Annotated in this window: 15 protein-coding genes and 1 pseudogene; 3 read left to right on the top strand and 13 right to left on the bottom strand. The window is 71.8% G+C overall.

Annotated features, from left to right (window positions below):
• Nucleotides 1-119: 119 nt before the first annotated feature.
• Nucleotides 120-287, bottom strand: a pseudogene (locus ACQPZG_RS03955) (transposase family protein); the annotation flags it as partial.
• A 102-nt stretch (nucleotides 288-389) separates the two neighbouring features.
• Here ACQPZG_RS03955 and ACQPZG_RS03950 point away from each other — a divergent pair.
• Nucleotides 390-1,289 carry an NAD-dependent protein deacetylase gene (locus tag ACQPZG_RS03950; protein WP_433544342.1) on the top strand — a complete coding sequence of 300 codons (900 nt, stop codon included), beginning with the start codon at nucleotides 390-392 and terminating at the stop codon, nucleotides 1,287-1,289.
• A gap of 456 nt (nucleotides 1,290-1,745) precedes the next feature.
• Here ACQPZG_RS03950 and ACQPZG_RS03945 read toward each other — a convergent pair whose 3' ends face one another.
• Genes ACQPZG_RS03945 through ACQPZG_RS03935 form a run of 3 tightly spaced genes read right to left on the bottom strand, consistent with a single transcriptional unit; the run spans nucleotide 1,746 to nucleotide 4,401 of the window.
• Nucleotides 1,746-2,405, bottom strand: coding sequence for a response regulator (locus tag ACQPZG_RS03945; RefSeq protein WP_433544341.1), 660 nt, complete (start codon nucleotides 2,403-2,405; stop codon nucleotides 1,746-1,748).
• Complete coding sequence (locus tag ACQPZG_RS03940; protein ID WP_433544636.1) at nucleotides 2,402-3,565, bottom strand: sensor histidine kinase; 1,164 nt, start codon at nucleotides 3,563-3,565, stop codon at nucleotides 2,402-2,404. Before ACQPZG_RS03940 ends, ACQPZG_RS03945 begins: the two co-directional genes overlap by 4 nt.
• Nucleotides 3,565-4,401, bottom strand: a complete 837-nt coding sequence (locus tag ACQPZG_RS03935) for a lysostaphin resistance A-like protein (RefSeq protein WP_433544340.1) — start codon at nucleotides 4,399-4,401, stop codon at nucleotides 3,565-3,567. The genes ACQPZG_RS03940 and ACQPZG_RS03935 overlap by 1 nt, the downstream gene beginning before the upstream one ends.
• A gap of 248 nt (nucleotides 4,402-4,649) precedes the next feature.
• Here ACQPZG_RS03935 and ACQPZG_RS03930 point away from each other — a divergent pair, with 248 nt between their 5' ends.
• Nucleotides 4,650-5,609, top strand: coding sequence for an ATP-dependent DNA ligase (locus ACQPZG_RS03930; RefSeq protein ID WP_433544635.1), 960 nt, complete (start codon nucleotides 4,650-4,652; stop codon nucleotides 5,607-5,609).
• 300 nt (nucleotides 5,610-5,909) lie between these two features.
• Here the strand turns inward: ACQPZG_RS03930 and ACQPZG_RS03925 are convergent, their stop codons facing one another.
• The 5 genes from ACQPZG_RS03925 to ACQPZG_RS03905 form a co-directional block, all read right to left on the bottom strand.
• Nucleotides 5,910-6,074: a hypothetical protein gene (locus ACQPZG_RS03925; protein ID WP_433544339.1), complete on the bottom strand. Its 165-nt coding sequence runs from the start codon at nucleotides 6,072-6,074 to the stop codon at nucleotides 5,910-5,912.
• A gap of 44 nt (nucleotides 6,075-6,118) precedes the next feature.
• Nucleotides 6,119-7,069, bottom strand: coding sequence for a hypothetical protein (locus tag ACQPZG_RS03920; RefSeq protein ID WP_433544338.1), 951 nt, complete (start codon nucleotides 7,067-7,069; stop codon nucleotides 6,119-6,121).
• 611 nt (nucleotides 7,070-7,680) lie between these two features.
• Complete coding sequence (locus ACQPZG_RS03915; RefSeq protein ID WP_433544337.1) at nucleotides 7,681-7,935, bottom strand: hypothetical protein; 255 nt, start codon at nucleotides 7,933-7,935, stop codon at nucleotides 7,681-7,683.
• The gene (locus ACQPZG_RS03910; RefSeq protein ID WP_433544336.1) at nucleotides 7,932-8,999 is read right to left on the bottom strand and encodes a DNA polymerase Y family protein; all 1,068 of its coding nucleotides are present in this window, start codon (nucleotides 8,997-8,999) and stop codon (nucleotides 7,932-7,934) included. Before ACQPZG_RS03910 ends, ACQPZG_RS03915 begins: the two co-directional genes overlap by 4 nt.
• Entirely contained in the window at nucleotides 8,996-12,445 is a 3,450-nt protein-coding gene (locus ACQPZG_RS03905) for a DNA polymerase III subunit alpha (RefSeq protein ID WP_433544335.1), read from the bottom strand. The genes ACQPZG_RS03910 and ACQPZG_RS03905 overlap by 4 nt, the downstream gene beginning before the upstream one ends.
• Before the next feature lie 247 nt (nucleotides 12,446-12,692).
• On the opposite strand from ACQPZG_RS03905, the gene lexA reads away from it, so the two are divergent.
• On the top strand, nucleotides 12,693-13,376 hold the full coding sequence (gene lexA / locus ACQPZG_RS03900) for a transcriptional repressor LexA (protein ID WP_433544334.1): 684 nt from the start codon (nucleotides 12,693-12,695) through the stop codon (nucleotides 13,374-13,376).
• Nucleotides 13,377-13,535: 159 nt separating this feature from the next.
• Here the strand turns inward: lexA and ACQPZG_RS03895 are convergent, their stop codons facing one another.
• The 4 genes from ACQPZG_RS03895 to ACQPZG_RS03880 form a co-directional block, all read right to left on the bottom strand.
• Nucleotides 13,536-14,132 (bottom strand): hypothetical protein, encoded by a 597-nt coding sequence (locus tag ACQPZG_RS03895; protein ID WP_433544333.1) that lies wholly within the window; start codon nucleotides 14,130-14,132, stop codon nucleotides 13,536-13,538.
• Between the two features lie 514 nt (nucleotides 14,133-14,646).
• Nucleotides 14,647-14,919: a hypothetical protein gene (locus ACQPZG_RS03890; protein ID WP_433544332.1), complete on the bottom strand. Its 273-nt coding sequence runs from the start codon at nucleotides 14,917-14,919 to the stop codon at nucleotides 14,647-14,649.
• A gap of 562 nt (nucleotides 14,920-15,481) precedes the next feature.
• On the bottom strand, nucleotides 15,482-16,612 hold the full coding sequence (locus ACQPZG_RS03885; protein WP_433544331.1) for a serine hydrolase domain-containing protein: 1,131 nt from the start codon (nucleotides 16,610-16,612) through the stop codon (nucleotides 15,482-15,484).
• Between the two features lie 578 nt (nucleotides 16,613-17,190).
• Entirely contained in the window at nucleotides 17,191-18,300 is a 1,110-nt protein-coding gene (locus ACQPZG_RS03880; RefSeq protein WP_433544330.1) for an alpha/beta hydrolase, read from the bottom strand.
• Nucleotides 18,301-18,453 lie beyond the last annotated feature (153 nt).

Here is an 18,453-nt window from a genome sequence, read left to right as displayed (position 1 = left end):
ACTCGATCACCAGTTCTGGTCAGGACCTTACCAAGCACCCTGGATCTTGTCCGGAGAATCCTGTCGGCCCTCCGGGGTCCCGCAGACGGCGTCGTTCGGGCCGAATGGGCCGATTTCCCCTTGCAGGGCTGGAGAGTGGGCATCGGCCCGAGGTGCTCGACGATCCGGCCCGCCGCCGACTCGGACACCCCGAACGGCGGGGCGAGCTGCCGCATGAGGAGGCCGGTGCGCCCGTACGCGGCGACCGGCGGCAGCCGTTCCTCCGCCGGAAGACCGCACGGCCGCCCCCCGGGACAGCGTTCCGACCGGCCTTTCGTGCCGCCTGACCCAGGTCGGCACGTCCGCCCGCCTGGCAGGCGTTCCGACCGGCCTTTCGTACTCTGGGCAGCATGCGTATGCGCCCCACTTTGAACTGGTTCCCCGACGGCGACCTGCCCCCGGGCACCTCGGACTGGGAGCCGGTGGCCGACGCGCTGGCCCGCGGCGGTGCCCTGGTGCTCAGCGGGGCGGGCATCTCCACCGAATCGGGGATTCCGGACTACCGGGGCGCGGGCGGAAGCCTCAGTCGGCACACTCCGATGACGTACCAGGAGTTCACCGCCGACCCGCAGGCCCGACGCCGCTACTGGGCGCGCAGCCACCTTGGCTGGCGCGTCTTCCGCCGGGCGCGGCCCAACGCCGGCCACCTGGCCGTGGCGGCCTTCGCACGGCACGGCCTGGTTTCGGGCCTGATCACGCAGAACGTCGACGGGCTCCACCAGGCCGCGGGCAGCGAGCACGTCGTGGAACTGCACGGAAGCCTGGACCGGGTCGTCTGCCTGACCTGCGGCGCTCTGACGGCCCGTGGCGAACTCGCCGTCCGCCTGACCGAGGCCAATCCGCACTTCGCCCCGGTGGCCGCGGGGATCAATCCGGACGGCGACGCCGACCTCACGGACGAGCAGGTGGGGGACTTCCGCGTGGTGCCCTGCACGGTCTGCGGCGGAGTCCTGAAACCGGACGTGGTGTTCTTCGGGGAGGCCGTCCCGCCGCAACGCGTCGAACAGTGCCGCGCACTCGTCCGGGAGGCGGCCTCGCTGCTGGTTCTCGGCTCCTCGCTGACCGTGATGTCCGGGCTCCGGTTCGTCAGGGAGGCGGCGCGGGCGCAGAAGCCGGTACTGATCGTCAACCGGGACCCGACGCGCGGCGACCGGGAGGCCCTGGCCCGCGTGGCGCTGCCGCTGGGGCAGGCCCTCACCGACGTCGCCGGCCGGCTCGGCGTCCGCGTCGACGACACGACGCCTGCCTGAGCGTCGGCCCAGCAGGGCGGCGGAACAAGGCGGCGGAGCAAGGCGGTAGGGCACGGGAGCAGGCAGAGGAGGGCACGGACCGCCGCCCGCACCGGCCTGCCGCCGTACCGCTGCACGGGCCTCGGCGGGAACCGGGACACCGCGGCGTACACCGCCGCGGACATGGCCGGGGACATGACCGGGGACATCGCCGTGGCGAAAACCGCGCTCCCGTACGACCTGCGCCGGGCGAGCTTCGTCCGGCGCGTCGGGGAGAGCCCCGCCCGGCTCCGTGACCGACGTGATCGACGTGCTGTCCCAGAAGGACGTGCGGCTCCCAGAAGAGCACGGAGGGGAGCGGCGAGGACTCCGTGAGCGTCGGCGCCCCTGCCGAGGCCCTGCTGAGGTCCCCATGCGGCGAGAAGTCGGAGGCGTGGGGGGCCCACCGGGGCCGGTCGCCGGTACGCGCGTGTCGCGTCAGGTCACCAGTCCGTGGCGGTAGGCGTAGACGACCGCCTGAACGCGGTCGCGCAGGCCCAGTTTGGCGAGGATGCGGGACACGAAGGTCTTGACCGTCTCGGGACTGATCACCAGGGCCGCGGCGATCTCGCTGTTGGAGAAGCCGTCCGCGATGAGGCGGAGGACCTCGGTTTCCCGGGGGGTCAGCGGGATGTCGTGCGGGGTGCCCCCGGTGGGCCGGATCCGGGCGGCGTACCGGCCCACGAGCCGTCGCGTCACCTCCGGGTCCAGCAGGGCCGCGCCGGTGGCCACGGTCCGGATGCCGTGCAGCAGTCGGTCCGGCGGCGCGTCCTTGAGCAGAAAGCCGCTGGCTCCGGCGCGCAGCGCCTCGTAGACGTACTCGTCCAGGTTGAACGTCGTCACCACCAGCACCTTGACGGGATGCGCCACCCCGGCGCCGGCCAGCAGACGGGTGGCCTCGATGCCGTCGAGCACCGGCATGCGGATGTCCATCACCACGACGTCCGGGCGCAGTTCGCCGGCCAGGTCGACCGCGGTCCGGCCGTCCCCGCACTCGCCGGCCACCTCCAGGTCGGGCTGGGCGTCGATGATCGTCGCCAGGCCGGTGCGGATCAGGACCTGGTCGTCGCAGACCAGGACCCGTACCGGCGCATTCACGACTGTCCCCCCACCGGTATGCGGGCCCGGACGACGAAGCCGCCGCCCTCCCGGTGGGTCGCGCCGAAGTCACCGCCCAGGACGTCGACGCGCTCGCGCAGGCCGGCCAGGCCGCGCCCGCTGCCGCCGGGGGAACCGGTCCGCGCACCCGTACCGTCCGTGCCGACCTCCACGGTGATCTCCCTTTCGTCGTGGTGCACCAGGACCGTGGTACGGCTTCCGCGGTCGTGCTTGAGGACGTTCGTCAGAGCCTCCTGCACCACGCGGTAGGCCACGAGGTCGGCGCTGCCGGTCGACGACGCCGGTGTTCCCTCCTCGGTGAACTCCACCGGCTGCCCGGCCCGTCGCGTCTGCTCGACGAGCGTGAGCAGTCTGCCGACGGGCGGTGTCCTGCCCTCGGTGCGGTGGCCGGTGCCGTGGTCCGGGGCGAGCAGGTCGAGCAGGTGCCGCAGGTCGGTGATGGCCCGTCGGCCGGTGTCGCTGACGGCGGTCAGGGTCTGGTCCAGCCGGTCGGGTGCGGCTGTCAGGTACCGTGCCGCTTCGGCCTGGACGACCATCGCCGTCACGTGGTGGGTCACCACGTCGTGCAACTCACGTGCGATGCGGGCGCGTTCGGCGTCGCGGGCGTCCTCGGCAACGCGGCTCCGGCGTTCGGCCTCCGCCGTCCGGGCCGAGCGCAGCCACGCGCCGACGCCCCACGCGAGGGCCAGGACCAGGTAGAACGTCACGAACTCGCCCGGCGGTTCGCCCGGACCGCGCCGGTGCAGCATGACCGCCAGGGGCACGTACGCCGCGGACAGGGCGAGCAGGGTGACGCGCCGGTACCGCTCCAGGTGGGAGCCCGCGCTCATCAGCGCGAGGAACAGTGCGGTGCCCGCGAGCAGGTGGTAGCCGTTGAGCTGGTCGACGGCGAAACCGACGGTGACCAGGGCGAGGCAGGCGAGCGGCCACCGCCGGCGCAGCACGAGCGGCAGGCACTGGAGGGCGAGCGCCACGCCGCCCAGCGCGTCGAGGGGCAGGGTCGGCAGGCCGCCGATCTCCGTCCCGTTGCCGCGGAATGCCGGCAGGAGCGACGCGGTCAGGAGCAGTGCCGCGAGCGGGAGGTCCCGGACCGTGACGTCGAGCCGGTGCCACAGCTCCGGGACCCGCCGACGATCCATCACCGGGGAAGTGTAGCGACGGGTTCGACCCGCGCGGCGCGCCGGGTGCGGGGCACGATGTTGCCGCGTCGGCGGGCCAGCCACAGGAACACGATCGTCAGCAGCGCCCCGAAGCCCACCGCGTACACGCTGCCCTCCGGACCGAACCCGCCGCCGGTGAGCAGTTGCGGTCCGGAGGTCGCGGTGTCCAGCAGCCCCCGGTTGGCTCCGCTGCCGGACACCTCGGTGCTGAAGATGCCGGCCGCGGCGAAGTTCCAGCCGAAGTGCAGGCCGATCGGGAACCACAGGGTGCGGGTGGCGGCGTATGCGGCGGCGAGCATGAAGCCGGCCTCGATGGCGATGGCGAGGGCGCCCCAGAGGGTCGCGTTCTCGTTGAACAGGTGCGAGAGGCCGAACACGACGCCGGTCAGCGCCAGGGCGAGATACGTACCGGTCCGCTCCTCGATGATCCGGAACAGGACGCCGCGGTAGACCACTTCCTCCGCCACGGACACAGCGGCCATGAATCCGACCAGGCCCATCGCCCCGGACGGCGAGCCCAGGCCGTCGATCTCGTAGTGCCCGGCGGCGGAGAGGATCACGATGACGGCCGTGAACATCCCGACGCCGATCAGCATGCCCCGGCCGGTTCTGGCGGCGGCGCCCTCCCGGGCCACGTCCGGGGCCGCCCGGTGTTCGGTGCGCCGCACCACCCACCCGTACACGAGCAGGGCGAGCGCGGCCGTCGTGACTCCGACGACGAGCGTGAGCCAGTCGTTCTCCTTCACCGCATTGACCGCGCCGCTGCCGATGGCGTAGATCGCCAGCACGGCGAGGAACTGCCGGACGAACCTCATGGGGGAACTCCTTGCTCGGGGCCGGGGCCTGAGTGCCGCGGGCTGCACCGGACGCTACGGATTCGGCGCCCGAAGATCGTCACCGCACGGTGGACACCTCGCCGTAGCTCGCACGGGGGACGAACCCGGGTCAGCTCGCACGGGGGACGAACCCGGGTCCCGGGCCCTCACGGCGGACCGCGGGGCCGAATGGACGGCAACCGCGGCCGATACGTGTGAACGGGGCGGTGGCGGGCCAGGGCTGGACCATGGTCACCCTGCCGCGGATCGCCCCGATGCTCGCCACCCCCGGTACGCTTCCCGCCCCGGCCGCGGAGCCTCTGTGGAGTGCGGAGACCAAGTACGACGGGCAGCGCGCGGTGGTGTACCTGCCGGGCGACGGCACGCTGGTGCTGCGCTCCCGTTCGGGGGCCGCGGTCACGGCCGCCTATCCCGAACTCCACCCCCTGGGCGAGGCGCTGGGCGGGACGTCGGCGGTGCTGGACGGCGAGATCATCGCCCTCGACGGGCAGGGCCGTCCGGACTTCGAGCGCCTGCAGTCCCGTATGGGCCTGTCCGCGGCTCCGGCGAAGGCGGCGCGCCTCGCCGCCCGGAGCCCCGTGCACCTGGTCCTCTTCGACGCCCTGCACCTGGACGGCCGGGACCTGACCCGCCTCCCCCACGCCGAGCGACGCAGCCTCCTGGAGGAGCTGGCCCTGCACGCCGCCCACTGGTCCACGCCTGCTTCGGTGACCGGGCACGCCCGGGAAGCCTTCGCGCTGACCCGCGAGCACGGCCTGGAGGGCGTCATCCTCAAACGGACCGATTCACGGTACGAGCCCGGCGTCCGCTCCCGCGCGTGGATCAAGCTGCGGCACCTTCGGACCGCGGACTGCGTGATCGGGGGCTGGGTGCCGGTACGAGGCTCCTCCGCACCCCTGCCGGGCGCGGTACTGGTCGGGGAGCGCCTGGAGGACGGCAGGCTGCGGTACGCGGGGAGCGTGGGCACCGGCTGGTCGGAACGCGAGCGCGCCGAGCTGGCGCGCCTGCTCGCGGTGGCCGCCGTCGACGACTGTCCCTTCACCACGCTCCCGCCCGTGCCCGCGGCCCGCTGGGTCCTGCCGCGCCTGGTCGGGGAGGTCCGCTACGCCACCCGCACCCGCACCGGCCTCCTGCGCCAGCCGGTCTGGCACCGCCTCCGGCCGGACCTGGCCCCCGAACACCTGTGACGCCCGGCCCCGACGGGCCACTTCGCCGCCGGCGGTTCCACGGGTGCCGCACCCCGCAAGGGGACTTTCAGGGTCCGTGCCCTGTGTGCTCGGGTGGCGCTCCGGGCCCGATACGCGCTGGTGGCCGAGCGGAAGCGGATCTCGCGCGCTGCGCTACGAAGTGGTCCGGCCCTTTCTCAAGGGCCGGACCACTTCTGTCATGACGCGCAAGGGGGCTTCGCCCACCCGTGGCGAATCAGCGCCATGGCCTCTCTCCCGGGAGAAACAATGCGCAGCATCCCCGTTGCTCCGGTTCCTTCGCTAGTCGCGCGATCTCCTACCCAAGACGATCAAGCGCGCCGCGATGAAGACCGGGAGCACCATGAGTGGCCAGCGGGCCGTTTCCCAGCCCATCGTGAACCACACGACGAGAACGATTGCCAGATAGACGGCAGTGGAGATCAGCAAGTCCTTGTTGACGCCCATTGTCTTTCTCCTTCAACGCAAAGAGTGTCGAGTGATCCGGACCATCAGCACTTGTAGCGCTTCCAGTTGGTAATGACGCCGACGTAGCTGACCTTCCACTCCACACACTGGTTGGCCTTGGAGGCGTCCTGCATCTGCGAACGCAGGGAGCCCGCCTGGGTCGTCAGCGCGGCACCGCACCCTGCGGCGGCCACCGCGTTGGGGATCTTGGCGCAGGCCATGACGGTGGCAATGGCTGCGAATTGGTACATGGGGGTCTTGGCCATGTCCTTCACCTCCTTCTTGCTGAAGCGGAGGTAGATGGACCAACCGAGCGAGACCTTCGGGTCGGCGACGACCGGGAACGCGGTGTCCTTGTTGGTCTCGATGGACTGCGTGAGCTTGTTACCGACAAGTGTGTAACGGGTCGGCACAGCCTTGCCGTTGGCATCCTTCGCCCACGGAGCATCGACGGCGCCCAGGATCTCGGTGTCCTGCCCTCGCTCCGTCGCGATGAGGTAGCCGTCCCCGTCCCTGATCAGTTTGGCCTGGTCGGGGAGGTGAAGCAGGAAGTCATGGCTGGTCGGCGCCTGCTCGTCCTTGAGGGTCACCAAGGTGCGGGCCGCGCCGTCGGCTGTGGGCTGCACAGCGAAGTCGGTTGAAGGTGCGGCGTCGGTGTACACGACGGTTCCGGAGCCGGCAGCGACGCCGACGGTGTTCTTCGTTGCGGGGATGCCCAGCGACATCTCGGCGTTCGGAGTCGCGATGTTCACTTCGCCGGAAGCCCTCTCCGGTGCCGTTATCGTCACGGCGCCTTCCTCCGTCACCGTGCTGCCCTGCCGCCCCTTGAGGGGAACGAGGTCCGCGGTTCCTGTTGCCTTCTCCACGACGGCGGCTGCGCGTGCCGCCTGCGAGTGCGGCTCGGCTGCGTTCGCCGCCGGTGCTACCCCGACAAGTACGGCCCCCGCGGTCAGTGTTGCGACGAGGCTGCTTGCCAGGCGCTGGCTGCGCTTCATATCTCTCTCCCGTTTCCATGCAGATGCAAGGGCGCCCCCAGACTTCCGGAGAAGGTTCCCACCGGGACGCCACCGCCGAGAACTTTTACACATGCGTAGAGGTCAACGAACAGCCATCGGCGGCCTGCGCAAAGAAAGAGACTCTCGTCACCCTCCACGGCGAGGCACCCGAAGCAGCGCGTTCCGGAAATGTGATAGAGGCACTCAAGGAATTCCGCCCGCGCGTCAACGGCGCTCAAGTCCTGCCCAGTTGATCGGACCGACGAGTTGCCCGGAACGAATGCGCACCTCGCACACCTCCAAGCCGCTTCGGGACGAAAGGCAAGGCGCTGTCACTTCATTGCGATCCGACTACAAAAGCCGGACGAGGAGTCCTTCAACGGGTGGGGGCGTCAGCCGCAGGCCCGCCTGTTCGACACCCGGGCGACATCCAGCACGCTGGTCGTCCTGACGACCGCACGGGTCAAGGCGTCGTCGCGTTCAGCCCCAGAGGCTGGTTCTCCGCGGTGAGTTCGTCGACGCGGACGCCGGGTTCGGCGGCACCCGACGGCTCGGGCTGCCGGCCGAGGGACCGGCGGACCTCACCTCACAGAGGCGGGTGGGCGGGCCGGTCACGGGAGGGCGATGCGCAGCCGGTAGGGGGCGCCGGAGCTGATGGCCTGTGCCTGCTCCTGGAGGTCGGTGGGCGCGAAACCCAGCAGTGACCGGTCGGCCGCACGGCGCAGCAGCGGCACGATGTCAGCGGTGGGGCGGCCTCGGTGGGAGGCGGCCAGGGTGGCGAACTCCGCCTCGTAGCGGGTGCCGTGGGCGGCACCGTCGTGGCGTGCGTGCGGCAGGGTGTGCGCACGGACGTGGCTTTCGCTCATCTCCGTTGCTCCTTCTTCTTGGCGTCGGCCCGGAGGCGGGGCGACGTGGTGCGGTCGGACAGTGCCAGTGCGGCGGGTACTGCGGCGGTGGGTCCGAAGCGGGCGCGGACGCGGTCGGCGGCGGCCTCCGCCGCGCGGGTCCGGTCGTCGTCCGGGTCCAGTGACAGTTGGTGGGTCGCGTCCTGCGCCGCGAGCAGGCCCTCTGCGCGGAGGGTGAGGGCGCGGACGCGGGCGCGTTGGAGTCCCAGCCGGGTGTAGAGGTCGTGGGCGGTGTCGGCGAGGGCCGGGCTGTGGTGGGTGGGTTCGGTGAGGGTGCGGCTGCGCGTGGTGGTCGTGCGGTCGGCGTAGCGCACCGTCAGGGCGAGGGTCGTGGTGATCTGCCCGGTGGTGCGCAGGCGCAGCCCGAGGTCTTCGGTCAGGGCCAGCAGGGTCCGCCGGTGGGTGGCGGGGTCGAGTTCGTCGTGGTCGTACGGGTGGGTGGTGCTGAGGGATTGGGCGGGGGCCCGGACGGTGACGGGGCGCGGGTCCTGGCCGTGGGCGCGGTCGTGGAGCTGGCGTCCTTGGGCGGTGCCCAGGAGGCGTTGGAGGGTGAGGAGGGGGGTGTCGGCGAGGGTGCCGAGGTGGTGGATGCCGTGCTTGTTCAACGTGCGGGCGGTTGCCGGGCCGATGCCCGGCAGGGCGGCGACCGGGCGCGGGCGCAGGAAGCGGGCGAGGGCATCGGGCACGGCAGGCAGGACGGTGAGGTCGCCGGGCGGGGTGGCGTCGGCGGCCATGGCGGCGAGCATCCGGTTGGGCGCCGCGCCGATGCTGGTCTCCACGCCGTGCAGGGCCATCACCCGGACCTGGAGCAGCCTGCCGAGGGTGGCCGCGTCGCAGTCGAACAGCCGCAACGAGCCGGTCACGTCGAGGTCGGCGGCCAGCGGAGGGAGCCGCTGGACGAGCGGGGTGACGGTGGTCAGGACGTCGAGGAGTGCGTCGTAGAGCTCGGGGTCCTCGGTGGTGAGGTGGAAGTGGACGCGCAGGATGTGGCGTTCGCGGACGGCGTTGGTCGTGGGGGTCGTCATCCTGGGCTCCCGGGGCTGCGGTGGCCGTAGGCGGTCAGGTCGGCCGAGCGGGTGCCGGCGGGCTGGAGGTCCGCCCAGGGGTGGAGGCGGGCGCCGGCGGTGCCGTCGGCCAGGGTGCGGTGCGGTTGGGCGGGGGTGGGGCTGGTCCCCTGGCGGCCGAGGAGGCGGAGGACGGCTCGGGGGCCGCCGTCGCGGCGGGCGTCGGCGAGGACGTCGAGGTCCCAGACCATCGAGCCGACCACGGTGCGCCGCGGGCCGCGTTCCTGGACGGTGCCGCGTACGAGGAGGAGGCCGGAGTGGAAGACGGTGTGGGCGCAGGCGTCGTGAGAGTCCTCGAAGAAGGCGAGGTCGACGAGGCCGGAGCCGTCTTCCAGGGTGACGAAGATGATGCGCTTGCCGGAGGCGATGGGCGGGGTCTGGGTCGAGGCGCGGACCCCGGCGACGAGGACCTGCTGGCCGGTGCGCAGCGCCTTGAGGTGGGCGGCGTCGGTGGCGCCGACTTCGCGCAGGAGGCGGTGGTGGTGGTCCATCAGGTGCTGGGTGACGTCCACCTTGAGGACCTCCAGCTCGGCGCCGAGTGCCTCGCGGGCGGTCATCTCCGGCAGCCCGGAGGGGTCGGTGGCCGTGGTCAGGCCGTCGAGGGGGAGCTGGCCCTCGGTCTGCCGGGTGCGGGTCTGGTGGTGGAGCTCGCCTGCCTGGAGCAGCAGGTCGCGTCGGGACTGGGCGCCGCGCACGCCGTCCAGCGCGCCGACCTCCACGAGGCGTTCCGTGGTGGGACGGGAGGGGCGGGCCCGCTCCCACAGGTCCGGCAGTCCGGCATAGGGCTGTCCGGCGACGATGCGCTGCACGTCGTCCTCGGTGATCCCCTTCACCGAGGACAGCGACATCCGTACCCCCCAGGTGCCGTCGGCGACCTGTTCCAGTTGGTGGGCGGCGGCGGAGCGGTTGATGTCCACGTTGAGGATGGGGACGTTGTGGCGGCGGGCGTCGGAGACGATGACCCGCATCGGCCACATCCCCGGGTCGTGCTCCAGGAGTCCGGCGTAGAGGGCGGCGGGGTGGTGGGCCTTGAGCCAGGCGGACTGGAGGGCGGGGACGGCGAAGGCGACCGCGTGCGCACGGCAGAACCCGTACGCGCCGAACCCCTCGATCACCGCCCACACCTCCTCCAGCACTCCGCGGGCGTAGCCGTTCTCGCTCGCTCGGTCGAAGAACCAGGTGCGGACGCGGGGGAGGCGGTCCTTGTTGACGAGGGCACGACGGGCGACTTCGGCCATGGCGCGGTCGCAGCCGGTGAGGGTGGCGAACATGTCGATGACCTGTTCGTGCCAGATCGTGACGCCGTAGGTGTCGGCGAGGACGGGTTCGAGGTCGGGGTGGGGGTATCTCGGGGCGGCGCCGTGGCGGGCGGCGATGTAGGCGGCGGGCATGCCGCCGGCCATCGGGCCGGGGCGGAAGAGGCTGATGTCGGCGATGACGTCCTGCGGGTCGCGGGGCTGGAGCCGGCCCAGGAGGTCCTGCTGGCCGGGTGATTCGAGCTGGAACATGCCGACGGTGTCGGATGCCTGGATCATCTTGAACGCGAAGAAGTCGTCCAGGGGTACCTGGGCGGGATCGTCGAGGTCGATGCGGCGGCCGGTGGTGCGGGCGATCTCGTTCACGGCGTGGGCCATGGAGGACTGCATCCGCACGCCGAGGACGTCCAGCTTGATCAGGCCGAGGTCTTCGACGTCGTGCTTGTCGGCCTGGACCATCGGGTACTGCCCGCCCGGGGTCGGCTGGACGGGGAGCCGGTCCAGCAGGGTGGCGTCGGTGATGATGACGCCACAGGGGTGCATGGCCATGCCGCGCGGCAGCCTGTCCAGGCCCTCCGCGAGGTCGAAGAGCGGTCCGAACCGGCCGGACGCCGCCTCCTCCCGCAGGTCACGCAGCTCGGGGAGTTCCGCGAGGGCGCTGGTGACGTCGCAGGCGCGGATGTGCGGGAAGGACTTGGCGATCCGGTCGACCTGTTGCGGGGCGATGCCCAGGGCGAGGCCGGTGTCCCGGAGGGCGTGGCGGGCGCGGTAGGTCTCGGGCATGCCGGTGACCGCGACCCGCTCGGGGCCGAAGCGTTCGAAGATGCGGTCGTAGACCTCCAGGCGGCGGGCGGACTCCACGTCGACGTCGATGTCGGGCAGCGAGGTGCGCCGCTCGGAGAGGAACCGTTCGAAGAGCAGGTTGTGTTCGAGGGGGTTGGCGGTGGCGAGGTGCAGGGCATGGCAGGCCATCGACCCTGCGCCGGAGCCGCGGGCGGCGATCCGGATCCCCATCTCCCGTACATCCGCGACGACTTGGGCGACGGCCAGGAAGTAGGGTTCGAAGCCCAGCCTGGTGATGACCCGCAGCTCCTCCCGGAGACGCTCGACCGCGGCCGGGACGCGGTCGAGGCCCCGGCGGGCGAGGCCGGCCTCCGCGCGTTCGCGCAGCAGCGCGGCCGCCGCGCCCGGCCCGGTGCCGGCGCCGACCACCTGGGGCTCGGGGAAATGCGGCTTCCCGAGCCCCAGGTCGGCGACCGGGTCCAGGACACAGCTGTCGGCGACCGCAGCGGTCTCCGCGAGCAGCCGGGCGGCACGCTCGGCGCCCTGGCCCGCCGCCTCGGCGATCCGGGCAGCGAGGGCGGCCATGTCGGCGGACCCCTTGAGCCACCGCTCCCCCGTGTCCAGGCGGCGCCGGTCGATGGGCCGCAGCAGCCGAGCGGCGTCCAGGACATCGGCGAGCCGGTGCTGGGCGGGATCGGCGTACCGGGCCGCGTTCGTCAGCACGGCGGGCACCCGGAGGTGGTCGGCGAGCTGCACCGTACGAGCCGCCAGACGCACCGAACCGGGCCCGGTGCCCTGCACCCCGTACGACAGGGCCTCCAGGCGCAGGTCCGCGCCGAACAGTGCCCGCCACGGGGCGAGCAGCTGCTGCGCCCGGTCCGGACGCCCGCCCGACAGCGCACGCACCGGCTCCGAGGCCGGGCCGAACAACGCCACCAGGCCTGCGACACCGTGTTCGGCGAACGCCGCGTGCGTGACCACCGGCGGACCGCTGGGAAGGGCGTGCGCGGCCGACACCAGGCGGCACAGCCGGGCCCACCCGCCGGCGTTCCGCGCGAGCAGGGTGATCCGCAGCGGGGCCTCGGCGACGTGCGCGCCGCCCCGCACCGGCGTACGGCGCCGGGGCTCAGCGCCGTGGGTGGTGGGGGCGTGGGGCTGGACGGCGACGTCGACACCGAACAGCGGGCGCACCCCGGACGCGGCCGCGGCTTTCGCGAAGCGCACCGCGCCGGTGACGGTGTCGCGGTCGGTCAGCGCCAGGGCGCCCATACCGCGGTCGGCAGCCGCCCGGACCAGCGCTTCGGGGTGGGCTGCGCCGTACCGGGCGGAGAACCCGGAGGCGGCGTGCAGGTGGGTAAAACCGGCCATGATCTGCCACCCATCTCCACCCCTCCGCTCGCCTCGGCTCCGTTCGACCCGTTATCGAACATGTGTACGACTGTAGCGGCAGGCCGCACTCCCGGCACGCCGAAGAAGGGGCCCTCCCGCCCTCGCACCCCCGGGATTCCGTGCCGCACAAGGGCGGGGCGGGTGTGAAAAAATAGAATGCGTGTTCCCGCCCGGTGCTGGGACGGGGTACGGTCGCGGCACCGGACGATCACAAACGGGGAGATTCATGCGCACGACGACCACCGCCGGGCCCGGACGGCCCGCCGGCATCCGTACCCGTGCCGACGGGCTCACCGACCGCCAGGCCACGATCGTCGCGGCCATCCGCCAGCACGTCACCGAGCGCGGCTATCCGCCGTCCATGCGCGAGATCGGCCGAGCGGCCGACCTCGCCTCCACCTCCTCCGTCGCCCACCAGCTGTCCGCGCTGGAGCGCAAGGGGATCCTGGAACGCGACCCGTGCCGCCCGCGCGCCTACCGCATCCGCGCCGACCGCCACCACGGCACCGCCCCCGACGCCGGCCCGCCCTCCCCCGGTGCCGCGTACGTGCCGCTCGTCGGCCGCATCGCGGCCGGCGCACCCATCCTGGCCGAACAGCACGTGGAGGACGTACTGCCACTGCCGCGCCAACTGGTCGGCGAGGGCGACCTGTTCGTCCTGACCGTCGTCGGCGAGTCAATGATCAAGGCACACATCGCCAACGGCGACCAGGTCGTGGTCCGCGCCCAGCCCGACGCGAACAACGGCGACATCATCGCTGCCATGATCGACGGTGAAGCCACCGTCAAACGCCTCAAGCGCGACGGCGACCACGTCTGGCTGCTCCCGGAGAACGACAGCTACGCCCCGATCTGGGGCGGCGAAGCCACCATCCTCGGCAAGGTCACCGCCGTCCTGCGCGCCCTGTAGAACCCCCGCGCGCCCCGAACCCCCTGCCATCGGCGCGGCCGGGCCGGATGTCATCCTCGACAGCGGGGAGTTGACCGATCAAACTGCTGACGGGTCCTCAACTCCCCTCTTGGAGTGCAGCGATCGGATCAGCAGGCGGCAGGGGTTCACGCGTCGGGCTCAGGAGTCCGCATCGAGTTTCCTGATGTCCGGACCGAGGGCGCGCTCGGGCTCGTCGGACTCCCAGATCGTGAGTCCGAGCGGGATGCTCTGGGTGCGTGGGATTCCGAAGACGCTGAAGCGCAGCGGTATGTCGATCTTGGTGCCGACGTGACCGCCGGTCATGTGGGCATCACAACCGGGCCGGCCGATCCGACCGATCAATTCGAGCATGATGGATTCCCCCGGATTCAGCGTGAAAGGCACCGTGCGAGCGGGGGTACCCGTGCGCACTGCCGTGAAGTGCGCCCGCACCGGCTGCCAGAGGCACGGCCCATGACTCCGGCGCCAGTCGGCCAGCGCCGGCTCGGGGTCGATGATCCTGATGCTCCGCGAGCTGGTGTTGTTGATCTGTTGGCGGAGCGTGAGCGTGGCACCGGACTCGTTCTTGACCAGGAAAGCCCGGTCGTCGAGGAGGAATGAGTTCACTTCCCAGGCGTCGGTCGACGAGGTCGCGTAGGGCCGGCTGCCACCCGTCGCAAGCGGCTGGAACCCGAACCACAGCTTGCCCGCCAGTAGCACGGCCATGGCGACCGCGACGACGACGGCCCAGGTCACCCACCGCCGAGTCATCCATCTCCTGCGGGCGGGGCTCGCAACGGCTGTGTCCACGGGCTGCTCGGCTGTAGCACTGGTCTCCGACATACGGATCATCCTGGCCCGGACCGGAGGTGTCGGGAAGCTCAGGAACGAAGCCGGTGTGGACGCGGTGACTGGATCTACTGAAACGGAAGCGTCCCAGAATTCTGATCCGGCCAGACGTTTGCCGCCGGTCCCTTGTCCACCTCTCGCCCCAGCACCGCGCACTGCTCGTCGCTCAACAGCGGGTGCGGAGCAGACCCCTTCGTGCGCAGAACCTGCCCGGCGCCGACCTCCCGGGGCCGGCGCCACCGCCGGACCGAACGCACATGAACCCTCAGCTCCTTCGCGACCGCCGCGCAGTCCTCACCCTGGACGAACCCGGCAACCGTCGGCGCCGGCGGTTCTCACCTCGCTGAGAACCGCCCCCTGGATCGCCGGGCCGGAGAAACCCGTCGCGGCCCTTGACCGGGACCGCGCCGACTTCGGGCACTCACAGACGACGCGGCGGACTGTTGCGGATGACCGAGCGGCGGGCCCACAGAGCGCAGGCGAGCAGCACCAGGCCGACGAAGCAGTAGACCCAGGCGTTGGTGCTGCCCCTGGCCGCGCCGACGGCCCAGGCCAGTGACCAGATGGCGAGCAGAACGGACAGCGCGGTCCAGGCGATCCCCCACATCTGGTTGCGTGCGGCGAGACGCTGCGGAGTGCCTCGCTCCATCTCGCCCATGTCGGGCGTCTCACGGTGCTCATCACGAATCGTCATACCTTGCCGGTGCCCCGACCGGCCGCAAGAAACCCCACGGACGGCTTTCGCCCCGGCAACAGGGCGCGAAAACCCGCGGGTTGAGAGCGACGGGCCCGGATCGCCGATCGCCCACGGGACAGCGTGTGCGCGGTCGGCCTTGGCGACGCCGACACCGCGGGCCGCCCTGCCCAGCTCATCGGGACCCGCAGCAGCGACTCCGGAAGCCCGGTGCACGGTCATACCTGTGCACGGTCATGCCGGTGACGGTCATACCGGTGCACGGTCGTCCTGATCTCCCCGCGCTTCGGTGGCGGCCCGACGGGCGGTGGAACGATCCCGGCTCGGGCGGGTTGCGAGGCGCCCGCAGCCTGCCGGCCGAACCGACCGAGGGGCCCGCGATCGGTTCGGCCAGGTCACCGGTTGTTCGTCCCCGGGGACACCGGCGGACAAGGTGCCGTCCGTGGTACGTACCCGCGCGCCGACGGGCAAGGCGTCGCCCGTCGTACGTGTCCCCCCGCGCGCCACGTGCAAGGCGTCGCCCGCCGTACGTCCCCCGGGCGGCGAGGGGTCAGGTGCCGTCCTATCCCCGGCCCTCGCACAGCGCCGTGTCCAGCAGTGTGCCGAGCTTGTCGCCGGCCGGGTTGCTGGCGAGGTAGGCGTTGGTCATCACGGAGGCGTGGCGTCCGTCCTCGGTGACCAAGGTCTGCGTGAAGTAGCCGGGCACCGCGCCGTTGTGTCCCCAGGCCGCACCGCCGCACGAGAGGTTCACCTTCTGGATCCCCAGGCCGTAGCCGGCGCCGCCGACGTCCCGTACCTTCTCCATCTCGGCCAGCGCGGCCGGGGAGAGGACCTTGCCGGCGGTCAGAGCACCGTAGAAGGTGCTGAGGTCCGTCAGCGTCGAGACCATCGCCCCGGCGGCGCCGAAGACGGACGGGTCGTAGGAGATGACCGCACTCCAGAAGTAGAACGACCCGATCCTGACGCCGTGGTAGCCGGGCACGGCCGGGGCGGGCAGGGCGCGTTTCCCGGGGGCGGGGAAGACGGTGCGGGTCAGGCCGAGAGGCTCGACGATCCGTTGCGTGACGGCTTCGTGGACCGGCAGGCCCGTCACCTTCTCGATGAGCATGCCGAGGACGAGGTAGTTCGTGTTCGAGTACGTGAGGCCGGCGCCGGGCGCGGAGACCGGCGCGTGCTTCAGGCCCTCCTTCACGAGCTTGGCCGTCTTGAAGGTGCCGTCCGGTTCGGCCAGGGCCAGGGAGTTCAGGGGCTCGTACCTCGCGATGCCGCTGGTGTGCTGGAGCAGGTGACGCACGGTGATGCGGGTGCCGTCGTACCCGTTGCCGGTGACGGTCCCCGGCAGGTAGGTGTCTATGTACGCGTCGAGGGAGACCTTTCCTTCGTCGACGAGCTGGAGGACGGTCGCCGCCGTGAAGGTCTTGGTCTGGCTGCCGATGCGGAAGTGCTCGTCGGCCTGGATCGGCTTGTTGGTGTTGATCGTGCCGGTACCGGCGGAGAGCGTCCAGGAACCGGTGCTGTCGCCGGCGTGGACCGCGGCGCCCGGACCCGCGGCGGACTGGAACGTCTTGAGCGCCGCACGGGTGGCGGCATGGTCGTCGGCCGGGGCGGCGTGGGCCGTGGCCGTCGTCAGCATGACGATCGCCGCGGTCGCCGCACCGACGACGGCCGCACATCTGTTTCTGCTGGGCTTCATGGTGTTCTCCTTGGTCTGGTGGGACGTCTGGACGGGGCGTGGGGCGGGTCGCCCCTCAGGGGTTGATTCCGTCGAACTGGAGCAACATGTAAGGCGATTGGTGACCGATGCCCGGCCTCTGGAGGACGACGAGGGTCGGCGGGGCCGCTCTCGCGCTGCCGTGGATGTGGCCGCCGTACAGGTGGGTCATCTGCGGTTTGGCCCGGTGGCTCGTCGGCCCGCGGTCGTCGCCGACCGTCCGAGGGGTGGGTGCGGACCGCACGGCGTCGGGCCCGGACGCGGTCCGGGGCAGGTCGCATGATCCGTGACGTCGAAGTAGCTCACGCGGTAACGGCCCTTGATCCGCTTGACCGAGCTCATTGATGTCGTTGCCGGTCAGGACGGGCGGGGGCGAGGCGGTCGTGGTGCACTGCCGACGTCCGCCCCGGTGGGCCCGGTGTTGCTGCGCACCGAGTCGCCGGCCCGGAACGCGTCGTCGGGGGGCTCGGGCGCAGCTGTTGCTCCTCGGGGAGAGGCGGGGAGGTGAGGACGCGCCGTGGAAGCAGGCACCGGGTGCGGTCCGGTGCCCGGCCGGGCGGTCAGCCTGCCGCGGCGAAGGCGGCTTCGAGGCGCGGCACGTAGTCGGCGAAGGCCGGGGCCCAACAGCCGTAGTTGTGGCCCCCGTTGCAGGTCGGGGACAGCGAGGCGCCGTTGCCGTAGTCGACGAGACGGCTGGGGATCTTCAGCTGGTCCAGGCGGGACTTGACGTTCTTGGAGGCCACCGCGGTGCGGGCGTCGAACACGTCGTTGTTGCCGGTGTAGATCGTGACGCCGGTGTGGGACAGCTTGGCGAGGTTCGCCGGGGAGGCCGGGTCGACCGCCTTCCACACCCGGTCGGCGTTGAAGATCGGGTAGGGGGAACCGAAGATCGCGTCACTGTCCACGTAGGGACCGTGATCGGGGCAGCCGAGCGAGCTGCTGGACCCGCAGATGGCGCCCGCCAGGCTGAGTTCGGTGGCCAGGACGACCCCGCGCATCTCCGCCAGGCCGAAGTCGATGGCGCCCGACAGCGCGGCCACGTGCCCGAACAGGTCGGGGCGGGCCTGGGCGTAGTGCAGGGAGCCGAAGCCGCCCATGGACAGGCCGACGACGGCTCGGTGGGCCCGGTCGGTGCGGGTGCGGAGGTTGGCGTCGATGAACGGGACGACCTGCTTGAGGTGGAAGGTCTCCCAGTTCGCGGCCCCCATGGCGGTGTTCTGCATGACCCAGTCGGCGTACCAGCTCTTCAGACCTCCGTCCGGCACCACGGTGATCATGGAGTTCGAGTACAGGGCCGGAGCGGCGATGACGTCGTTCACATTGCCGGCGGCGCCGTGCAGGAAGTAGGTGACCGGCCAGCGCCGGGTGGGTTCGGCGGCATAACCGGCGGGCAGGAGGATGCGGATCTTGTGCTGCCCGGAGAGCTGCTTGGTGGTGACGGTGAGGGTGAAGTCGGTCGGGCTGTGCACCTCGGTGGCACCGGGGACCACGGTCAGTCCGTGCACGTTGCTGAAGTCGGGGAGGTCTGCGGCGGAGGCTGTGGAAGCGGCGGGGGCGGTGGCCGACGGCGCGGTGGCAGGCGCTCCGGCGTACGCCGAGCCGGTGCTGGTGAGGGCGGCGAGCGCGAGGGCCGCGCCCAGTACGGTGAGGCGCCGGGGGTACGGAGACATCAGGGAGCCCTTCGTCGGGGAGGCTCGCGCCGCGGGGGACCGCTGCGAGCCGGACACGCCGAATGCTGCTGTCCCCGTCGCTCGGCCGACAGGCCATGCCACCGGCCATCGGTGACCGGCCGCCCCGGTCCCGGGTCCCACTGCCACGGCGGT

The organism is Streptomyces sp. CA-294286 (assembly GCF_050947155.1).
In the GTDB taxonomy this organism is placed as follows: Bacteria; Actinomycetota; Actinomycetes; order Streptomycetales; family Streptomycetaceae; genus Streptomyces.
The sequence above is the reverse complement of the archived record's forward strand: the minus strand, read 5'-3'. Positions and strand labels throughout refer to the sequence as shown.